Source organism: Kitasatospora sp. MBT66 (assembly GCF_000710405.2).
GTDB lineage: Bacteria > Actinomycetota > Actinomycetes > Streptomycetales > Streptomycetaceae > Kitasatospora > Kitasatospora purpeofusca.
In genome coordinates this window covers 406,102-414,960 of the sequence record NZ_JAIY01000003.1, presented here as the reverse complement: position 1 = coordinate 414,960, position 8,859 = coordinate 406,102, and the positions used below count along the sequence as shown (strand labels likewise).

The 8,859-nt window shown below is 74.8% G+C and carries 10 protein-coding genes; 1 reads left to right on the top strand and 9 read right to left on the bottom strand.

Translation table 11 applies throughout. The annotated features are described in order from the left end of the window. The 4 genes from BI06_RS03765 to BI06_RS03750 all read right to left on the bottom strand — a co-directional run. Nucleotides 1–650 (bottom strand): ABC transporter ATP-binding protein (locus BI06_RS03765; protein WP_233289992.1); only part of this gene is annotated, 650 nt, incomplete at its 3' end. Continuing rightward, entirely contained in the window at nt 647–1,453 is an 807-nt protein-coding gene (locus tag BI06_RS03760) for an ABC transporter permease (protein WP_051740351.1), read from the bottom strand. The genes BI06_RS03760 and BI06_RS03765, both read right to left, overlap by 4 nt. 80 nt (nt 1,454–1,533) lie before the next feature. After that, nucleotides 1,534–2,556 carry an NrtA/SsuA/CpmA family ABC transporter substrate-binding protein gene (locus BI06_RS03755; protein WP_043465028.1) on the bottom strand — a complete coding sequence of 341 codons (1,023 nt, stop codon included), beginning with the start codon at nt 2,554–2,556 and terminating at the stop codon, nt 1,534–1,536. A 127-nt stretch (nt 2,557–2,683) separates the two neighbouring features. After that, complete coding sequence (locus tag BI06_RS03750) at nt 2,684–3,691, bottom strand: ABC transporter substrate-binding protein (RefSeq protein WP_030392005.1); 1,008 nt, start codon at nt 3,689–3,691, stop codon at nt 2,684–2,686. Nucleotides 3,692–4,178: 487 nt separating this feature from the next. On the opposite strand from BI06_RS03750, the gene BI06_RS03745 reads away from it, so the two are divergent. Continuing rightward, nucleotides 4,179–4,961, top strand: coding sequence for an IclR family transcriptional regulator (locus BI06_RS03745; protein ID WP_043465025.1), 783 nt, complete (start codon nt 4,179–4,181; stop codon nt 4,959–4,961). 166 nt (nt 4,962–5,127) lie between these two features. Here BI06_RS03745 and BI06_RS55390 read toward each other — a convergent pair whose 3' ends face one another. From BI06_RS55390 to BI06_RS03725, 5 genes are all read right to left on the bottom strand, one after another. Beyond that, complete coding sequence (locus tag BI06_RS55390) at nt 5,128–6,033, bottom strand: winged helix family transcriptional regulator (RefSeq protein WP_082558317.1); 906 nt, start codon at nt 6,031–6,033, stop codon at nt 5,128–5,130. 376 nt (nt 6,034–6,409) lie between these two features. Further along, on the bottom strand, nt 6,410–6,538 hold the full coding sequence (locus tag BI06_RS54615) for a hypothetical protein (RefSeq protein ID WP_255360182.1): 129 nt from the start codon (nt 6,536–6,538) through the stop codon (nt 6,410–6,412). Between the two features lie 265 nt (nt 6,539–6,803). Continuing rightward, the gene (locus tag BI06_RS03735) at nt 6,804–7,376 is read right to left on the bottom strand and encodes an ATP/GTP-binding protein (protein ID WP_051740350.1); all 573 of its coding nucleotides are present in this window, start codon (nt 7,374–7,376) and stop codon (nt 6,804–6,806) included. Nucleotides 7,377–7,470: 94 nt separating this feature from the next. Then, on the bottom strand, nt 7,471–7,800 hold the full coding sequence (locus tag BI06_RS53150) for a DUF742 domain-containing protein (protein ID WP_231978716.1): 330 nt from the start codon (nt 7,798–7,800) through the stop codon (nt 7,471–7,473). Between the two features lie 260 nt (nt 7,801–8,060). Next, nucleotides 8,061–8,480, bottom strand: coding sequence for a roadblock/LC7 domain-containing protein (locus BI06_RS03725; protein ID WP_030392000.1), 420 nt, complete (start codon nt 8,478–8,480; stop codon nt 8,061–8,063). Between the last annotated feature and the right edge of the window lie 379 nt (nt 8,481–8,859).

Below are 8,859 nucleotides of genomic sequence, written 5' to 3'. Positions count from 1 at the left end.
ACCCGGTCGGCGAGCCGCACCGCCTCGTCCACGTCGTGGGTGACCAGCAGCACGGCCGGCCGGTGACGGCGGACCAGGTCGCCTACGAGGTCCTGCATTCGCAGCCGGGTGAGTGCGTCCAGGGCGGCGAACGGCTCGTCCAGCAGCAGCAGTTGGGGCGCCCGGACCAGTGCCCGGGCGAGTGCGGCACGCTGTGCCTCGCCGCCGGAGAGGGTGACCGGCCAGGCGTCGGCATGCCGGTCGAGGCCGACCTCGGCGAGCGCCCTCAGCCCGGTCTCCCGGGTGGCGGCACCGCGCGGCAGGCCGACCGTGACATTGGCCAGCACCCGCTTCGAGGGGACCAGTCGCGGCTCCTGGAAGACCACCGTCCGCACCGGCGGGACGAGGACCGTTCCGCCGTCGGCCCGGTCGAGCTCGCCGAGGATCCGCAGCAGGGTGGTCTTGCCGGTGCCGCTGGCGCCGAGCAGTGCGACGAACTCGCCGCGGGCGATGGAGAGATCGACGCCGTCGAGCACGGCCCGGGTGCCGAACACCCGACGCAGGCCGCGCAGATGGACGGCCGGGGTGGTTCCGGTCCCGGCTTCGGCTCCGGTCCCGGCTTCGGCTTCGGCTTCGGTGAAGGTGGGGGCGGGGGCGGGGGTGGTGGTCATCGGGTGCCTCCCTGGGCGGCCCTGCGCCAGGGCATCAGGACCCGCTCCAGCAGGCGGACGATGCCGTCGGCGGTGAGTCCCAGGACCCCGTAGATCAGGATGCAGACGGCGAGGATGTCGGTGCGGGAGTAGTTCTGCGCCTGGGCCATCAAGTAGCCGATGCCCTCCGTGGAGTTGATCTCCTCGGCGGCGATCAGGGCGATCACGCTGAGCGTCATGGACAGCCGCAGACCGGAGAGCAGGGCGGGCAGGGCGCCGGGCAGGACGACGGTGCGCACGATCGCCCAGCGCCCGAGGCCGAAGCTGCGCATGGCCTCGATCAGCTTGGGGTCGGTGTTGCGGACCCCGCCGGAGGTCGACACGTACATGGGGAAGCTGGTGGCGACGCCGATCAGCGCGACCTTGGCGGTCTCGGTGATGCCGAACCAGACCATGAACAGCGGGACGAGGGCGAGGAAGGGGACGGTGCGCAGGACCTGGACCGCCGAGTCGAGGAGTTCCTCGCCGAGGCGGAAGAAGCCGGTCACCACGCCCAGCACCAGGCCGGTGCCGGCGCCGATCAGCAGGCCGAGGCCGGCCCGGGTGAGCGAGACGCCCAGGGCGTCGGCGAGTTGGCCGTTGCCCCACAGTTCGCCGACCGCCTCGGCGACCTGGGCGGGCGAGGCCAGTACGTCCTGGGTCAGCGCGCCGGTGGCGGAGGCGAGGGCCCAACCGCCGAGCAGGGCCAGCGGGCCCAGGGCCCGCAGGGTCAGTGCGAGGGCACGGGGGCGGGCGGTCCGACGGCGGGTGCGCGGTTCGACCAGTCCGGCGGCACGGGCGGCCTCGGTCTCCGGGTCGGTCTCCGGGCCGGTGGCCCGGTCCCCCGACGGGCGGGTGACGGTGGTCACTTGGTGCCACCGCCGAGCGCCCCGAGGTCGATCAGGTAGGGCTTGACGTCGACCGGCTGCTTGGTGACCTTCTGCTCCGCGAAGAACGCGGCGACGGTGCCGAAGCGGGCGATGTCGGCCTCGCCGATGGCGGCGGCGGCGGCGCCCTGGCGGGTCACCTCGACGGCGACGTCCTTCTCGGCGGGGGTGACGGCGGTCGGCCCGGAGTCGGTGAAGACGTTGAGGTAGGCGGCCGGGTCGGCCTTCTCCTTGAGGCCGTTCTCGCGCAGATAGGCGTAGAAGGCCTTCACCACCTCGGGGTGCTTGTCGGCGAAGCCGTTGCGGACGGCCCAGACGGCGTAGTTGTCGGAGCCGACCTCCTTGCCGTTGACCAGGAAGTGCGCGCCGGAGTTGGCGATCGACGGGGTGGAGAAGGTGTTCCAGGTGGCCCAGGCGTCCACCTGCCCGGAGTTGAAGACGCCCGCCGTCTGGTCGGCGCGGAGATAGACCCGCTCGACCTTGTCCGCCGGGATGCCGTTCTTCTCCAGCGCCTTGAGCAGCAGGTACTCGCTGGTGCCGCCCTGGCTCACGGCGACCTTGTGGCCCACGAGGTCCTGCACGGTCTTGATGGGCGAGCCGTTCTTCACCAGGATGCCTTCGCCGACGCCGTCGGGGGCGGTCTGGGCGAACAGCTTGAAGCCGGGCTTCTGGGCGAGCGCGGCCACGGCGGAGGTGATCGAGCCCTGGGCGACGTCGAGCTGGTCGGCGGAGAGGGCCTGGGCGGCGGGCGCGAAGGGGCCGGCGCTGCCGGTCCAGGCGACCTTGGCGTGGACGGCCGCGAGGGCGCGGTCGAGCGAGCCGTCCTTCTTGCCCAGGGCGAGGAAGCCGTTGTTCCCGGGGTCGGGCAGCCGGAGCACTGCCTCGGCCTTGTCGCCCTTGCCGGCGGCGGTCCCTCCCCCGTCGGCGGAGGAGCCGCAGGCGGCGAGGAGGGTGGTGGCGAGCAGGGCGGTGGCGGCGAGGAGGGGGCGGGAGGGATTCACGGGGTCGGCTCCTGAGGTCTGGGGGGTGCGGGCGGGGGGTGCGAGCGGGGAGGGTGCCTGGCGGGGTACGGGGCGGGGGTCGCGGGCGGCGGACCGACGGCTTGCGGGAAGTGTCGGCCGCTACCCGTCAGCCACCGTGCGTCCGCCCCTCGGCGCGGCGGGCGGCGAGCAGCGCGCGGGCGGCGCGGAGCGGCTCCGGGTCGGCCCAGGCCCGGACGTCGACCGGTCCGGCCAGGAACCCGTGCCGGTCGAGGAAGCGCTCCTGCTGCTCCAGCAGGGCGAGGCGGTCCTCGGAGAGATCGAGGTGCAGGGTGCGGTGACCGCCGGCCGCGTACGCCCCGGCGACGCCCTCCTCCCCCGCTCCGGTCTCGGCGCCCAGGATCCGCGCGACCTCGGCCGGCTGCCCGGCGGCCCAGTCGGCGGCCTCCAGCAGCACGGCGAGGAAGCGGGCCACCAGGTCCGGGTGCTCGTCGAGCAGTTCCTGGCGCACGGTGATCGGCCGGGGCGTGCCGTTGTTCACCCGAGCCCGGCGGTCCGGGACGGCGTCCAGGTCGACGGCGACCTCCGCCCCGATTCGTCGGGCCGCCTCCACGGCGAGCGCGCCCTTCACATAGACCGCGTCCACGACGCCGTCCCGCAGCGCGGTCAGCTCCGCCTCCCACTGCCCCTCGCCCGGCGCGGCCGGCACGTCCACCAGTTCGACGTCCGCCGGCGTGAGACCCGCGAGCGAGAGTGCTCCGTGCAGGCCGGCCAGCGCCATCGCGCGCCAGAAGTCGATGGCGATCCCATGGTGTGGGACGGCGAGCCTCAGCCCACGCAGCTGTCCGGGCTCGGTGACCCCGCTGCCGGAGCGGACCAGGACGACCTGGCGCTCCTCGATCCAGGTGAGCCCGACCAGCCTGGTCCGCTCGCCGCGCGAACGGGCCCAGAGCGCCGGCACATTGCCGCCCTCGCGGAACAGCCCGGTCAGGGCGTGGGTGTAGTGGTGGTCGGAAGCGACCTCCGGAGGCACGTCCTGGAGCGAGCGGACGGCGATGCCGTCGGGGGCGAACTCCCGGCCCAGCCAGCCCCGGTCGGCCGCGATGCCGGTCGCGGTGGGCACCGGGCAGCGGGTGAACCAGAGGGTGTCGGGCACCGGCCCCGAGGCAACGGCGGCGGTCGGCGAGGGCTCCTCGACGGAACTGCGGGCGGAACTGGGCACGGTGGCTGGTCCTCTGCGGCGGGGGCGTGGTGCGTGCGCGGCGCCGACGGCGGGGCGGCGGGCGCGGTGCGGGGTCACCAGGCGCGGTGGAACGGAAAGGGGGGCGGGGCGGAGTCGTACGGGACCGGCGCGGGCCGGGGCGCGTCAGCGACAACAGGCGCGGGAGGAGGGGCACCGGTGGGTCGTCACGGCACAACTCCTTCCCGCGGTCCGGGCGCCGCCGGACGGGGCTGTCCGGTGCGCTGCGCCGAGCGTTCCACGGCGGGCGATCCAGGAGCAAGGGTTTGCCACATCATGGGATTGCTTGTTCATGAACGGCATCCTTTTGCAACGCCGTTGACACATTCCCGCAGCACACGCTGCCATAGTCTGGGAGCGACTCCGGTGAACGACCGGAGCCACGGACAGAACGAGAGATGCCATGGCCGAGGCCGTCACCGCCGCCCAGAGCCCGCCGGCCGGCGCCCAGGCCGTTCAGCGGGCCCTCGGACTGCTGCACTGCTTCCACGACAACGGCCCCGACCTGAGCGCCTCGGACCTGGCCCGCCGGATGGGCCTGTCCGTGTCCACGGCGCACCGACTGGCCCGCACCCTGGTCAGCGCCGCCTTCCTGGAGCAGGACGAGCACACGGCCCGCTACCGGCTCGGCCCGGCGGTCGCCGAGCTCGGCCAACTCACCTTCCACCAGCGCGGGCTGCACCTGGCGGCGCCCGAGCTCGACCTGCTGTCCCGCCGCACCGGCGCCGCCGCCGATCTCGCGATCCGCAGCGGTCCGCACGCGGTGATACTGGTCGGCGCCTCGGTCCGGCCGGACACCGGACTCGGACTGCGCCGACCGCTCCACTCGACCGCGCTCGGCAAGGTCCTGCTGGCCTGGCCCCGCCCCGGCGACGCGGGCGTGGCGACGCTCGGCCCGCTGGCACCGTTCACCGACCGGACCATCACCGCGCCGGAGCGCCTGGCGGAGGAGCTGGCGAAGGTCCGGACGGCCGGTCACGCGCTGAACGACGGCGAGTCGGAGACCGGGGTGCGCACGGTCGCCGTGCCGGTGCTGGACGGCGCCGGCCAGGCCAGGTTCGCCCTCGCCGTCCGCTCCACGCCCGTCCACCTCACCGACGAGCGCCTGGACTGGTTCCTCGACCACGCCAGGGCCTGCGCCGCCGCGCTCGCGGTCCTGCTGCTGCCGCCGGACCAGCGGATCTGAGGAGACATCAGAACACACAAGGAGGCCGGGCGTTCGGGAAGAACGCCCGGCCCCCGGCCGATCGGTGACGCGACGCGCGGTACGGCGGGACGCGGTGACGCGATGTGCGGTGCAGCGACGTGCGGTGGAGCGGGACGCGCTGTGCGACGAGGAGCGGGGTGCGTGCTCAGGCCACCGGCGTGTACTTGTAACCGACCCGACGCACCGTCACGATGCTGTCGCGGTAGGCCGCTCCGAGCTTGCGGCGAAGCCTGGCCACGTGCACGTCCACCGTGCGGCCGTCGCCGACGTGGCCGTAGCCCCAGACGGCGGAGACCAGGTGGTCGCGGGTGTGCACCCGCTGCGGGTGCTCCGTCAGGTGGGCGAGCAGCTCGAACTCCAGGTACGTCAGGTCGAGCAACTGGCCGTCCACGTAGGCGTTCCGGCGCTCGGTGTCGACCGTGATCCCCCGGCCGACGGGCCGCACCGGACGCGTGCCGGCCACGGCGGCGGTCCCGACTCCGGGGACCCCGAGGCCACCGGTACCGGGCGCACCGAGGACGGAGGCCCCGACGGCGGCGACCGGACCGGCCTGCGGGGCCGGGATCGAGGCGGTCGGGAAGCCCTGCTGCCCGGCACCCGGCGCGGCGGCGACTCCGCCCTCGGCCGGGACCAGCACCAGGTAACCGACCATCGGCTGCCCCGCCGAGGCGCCGAACTGAGCACCGTACTGGGCCAGCAGGGCCTGCGGCAGCGAGCCCTGGGGCAGCGCCGCGACCACGGCCGCACCCTCGGGCAGCGCCGCGAGCAGCGCCTGCGGCGGGAGCGCCGGAACGATCTGCGGGACGGACGGGACCGCGGCGGCGGCGCCCCGGGCCGACCCCGACGGGGCGAAGCCGGACGCGCCGAAGCCGGGCTGCCCGAAGCCGGACTGGGCCGGCCCCTGCGGCACGGAGCCGGGCTGGCCGGCGGCCGGGCGCTGCGGCGCGGGGCCCCCGTGCCGGCGGTCGGCGGGGGACGGGACGGAGCGGACCGCGCGCAGGTGCGGGGTCGCGGAGGGGAGAGGAAGAGTGGCCGTGGAGGTGGAGGACATGGTGTCGCTCATTTCGCGCGTGACGGACGGGGTGGAGTCGTCTGCGCGTCTACCGGGCGTGCTGCCGTGGACCGACCCGAGGTCAGCGGAGGGAGTGCCGGGACGCGCTGGGCGAGCCCGGACACGTCTGGTCGAACAGGTGTGGCTGGCGGGACGGCCAGAACGGTTCGAGGAATTTCACTGGTGCTCTCCGCAAAGCGGGCAGGGCCGACGACGGCCCACCGGACTGCTGTCCGGTGCTGCCGGGTCGACGATGCGATGGACCGTCAGCGTCCGCCGGGCCCGTCCGGTGGTTCCGGCAGGGGCGCACCGGCCGGGAGATCCCCCGGGCGGCGAACGGCGGTGACGGTGAGGTGGCTGGCGACGGTGGGCGAGGTCAGCGACAACAGGCGCTGCAGATGAGCGCGTGGTCGATGTACCGCCGGACGGTCAGCGCCGGGGTGGCCGGCATGGCGAGATCGGCTTGGGCGGACCCGGCCGCGGCACATCGCTGCTCGACGTTCATGGTTCGGTCCTCCCCCCTCGGTCTGCCGGTACGTCCCGTACCGCGCTGCGACACGCGTGCCGGACGCACACCGGGTGCGCGGCACGTTCGAGGCATCCCGGCAATGGGCCCGGGCGGCCTTCGTCACCAGAGCCTTCCACGCCGGGCCCGTCAAGGCAACCTGCTCGCCCAGGATCGTCCGGCATGTGAACACCCTGATGAGACGCCACCTGTCGGGCCGGGGCGGGGGACCCGGCCGGGCGGGGCCGGGCGGGACCGGGCGGGCTCAGCGTGCCCCGGCGCTCGTCCCCGTGCTCGTCCCGGTGCTCGTCCCCCGGCGCGCCGCCGCGTGCTCGACCAGGGCCACCAGCAGCTCCTTGCCGTCCTCGCGGCGGCGGGCGTCGCACAGCACCACCGGGATGTCCGGGTCCAGGTCGAGCGCGTCCCTGACCTCCTCGGGCGAGAACAGCTCACTGCCCTCGAAGCAGTTCACGGCGACCAGGAACGGGATCCGCCGCTGCTCGAAGAAGTCCACCGAGGGGAAGCAGTCCGCCAGCCGCCGGGTGTCGGCCAGCACCAGCGCGCCGAGCGCGCCCCGGGCCAGCTCGTCCCAGACGAACCAGAACCGGTCCTGGCCGGGCGTGCCGAACAGGTAGAGCGCGAGCCCGGGCCGCAGGTCGATCCGGCCGAAGTCCATCGCCACCGTGGTGGTGCGCTTGGCCTCGACGCCGGCGGTGTCGTCCACGGGGCGGCCCAGCTCGCTGAGCTCCTCCTCCGTGCGCAGCGGCCGGATCTCGCTGACCGATCCGACCAGGGTGGTCTTGCCCGCGCCGAAGCCGCCGGCGACCAGGATCTTCACCGCGACCGCCGGACCGCCGCGCCAGCGCGGGTCGTTGGCCCGCCCGGCGCCCCCGTCGTACGCGGGGCCCGGGGCGGTGGCGGGGGCGTGGAGGTCAGAGCGCACGGAGTCCATTGATCACGTCTCGCAGCAGGCGCTCGTCCGGCAGCTCGGCGAGCGGAACGGGTCGGGTGACGCTGATCAGTTCGGCGTCGTAGAGATCGCCGAGCAGGACGCGTACGACGCTGACCGGCAGGTCGGTGTAGGAGCCGAGCTCGGCCACCGAGATCGGCTCCCGGCGGCACCAGGCCAGGATGGTCTGGTGCTCGGGGTCCAGCACATGGGCGGGGACGGCCGCGGCGACCGGCGCCGGGTCCTTGGCGACGATCAGCGAGATCAGGTCGAACAGGCCGTCCTCGACCGGTCGGGCCCGGCCCCGGGTCATCGAGTAGAGGCGCACCACCGGGCCGGCCTCGTCGTCGAACCAGCGGTCGTCGACCGGGGTCCGCGGCCGGAACAGGTCGAGTACCGACCCGTCGCCGTCCGGGCCGTCCGGCCCCCGGTCGGCGGGTTCCCCGCCGGTCGTTCCGGCCGCGTCCGCTCCGGTCGTGCCGGATCCGGCCGTCCCCGGGCCGGGCGCGCCCGGTCCGGCCGGCTCCGGGTCGGCCGCCACCGCCTTCGGCTCCTCGTCCGCCATCGGACCGCTCATCTCCCGGGCGGAGCCACGTCGGCTCGCGGTTCGGCGGCCAGGTGCTCGCCGACCCGCTTGACCAGCAGGGCCATCTCGTAGGCGATCTGGCCGATGTCGGCCTCGGCCTCGCTCAGCACCGCCAGGCAGCTGCCGTCGCCGGCCGCGGTGATGAACAGGAAGGCCTCGTCCAGCTCGACCATGGTCTGGCGCACGCCGCCGACCTTGAAGTGCCCGCCGGCGCCCTTCGCCAGGCTGTGGAAGCCGGCCGCGACGGCGGCCAGGTGCTCGGCGTCCTCCCGGGCGAGGTCGCGGGAGGCGCCGGTGGCCAGGCCGTCGCCGGAGAGGATCACCGCGTGGCGCAGGGCGGCCACTCGGCCCACCAGGTCGTCCAGGAGCCAGTTGAGGTCTCCGGACGACTGCGTCGAAGTGGTCATGAATCAGTTCCTTCTGCTGGAGCGGGTCGTGCGGATGGTGCGGGTCGTGCGGATCCTGCCGGTCGTACGTGCGGTGCGGGTCGCGCCGGTCGTACGGATGGTGCGGTGCCTTCGGGCGGCCCGTCGGACAACGGACCGGCGGGTGCGTCCGGTTCCGGCACCAGGTACGGGGGCCGGACGAACCTGGTCGGCGGCGGCACCGGCGCCCGTCGGGCCAGCGGCGCCGCTTCGCCCCCGGAGGGGCCGGGCAGCGCCGCCGGGGCGGGTGCCGGGGCGAGCGCGCGGCGCACCGAGGGTGCCGGGAAGGGCGTCCCGGGCGGCGTCGGAGCCGGGGGCTCTGCGGGTGCCGGAGCCGGGGTGGGCGACGGGGAGGCCGTCG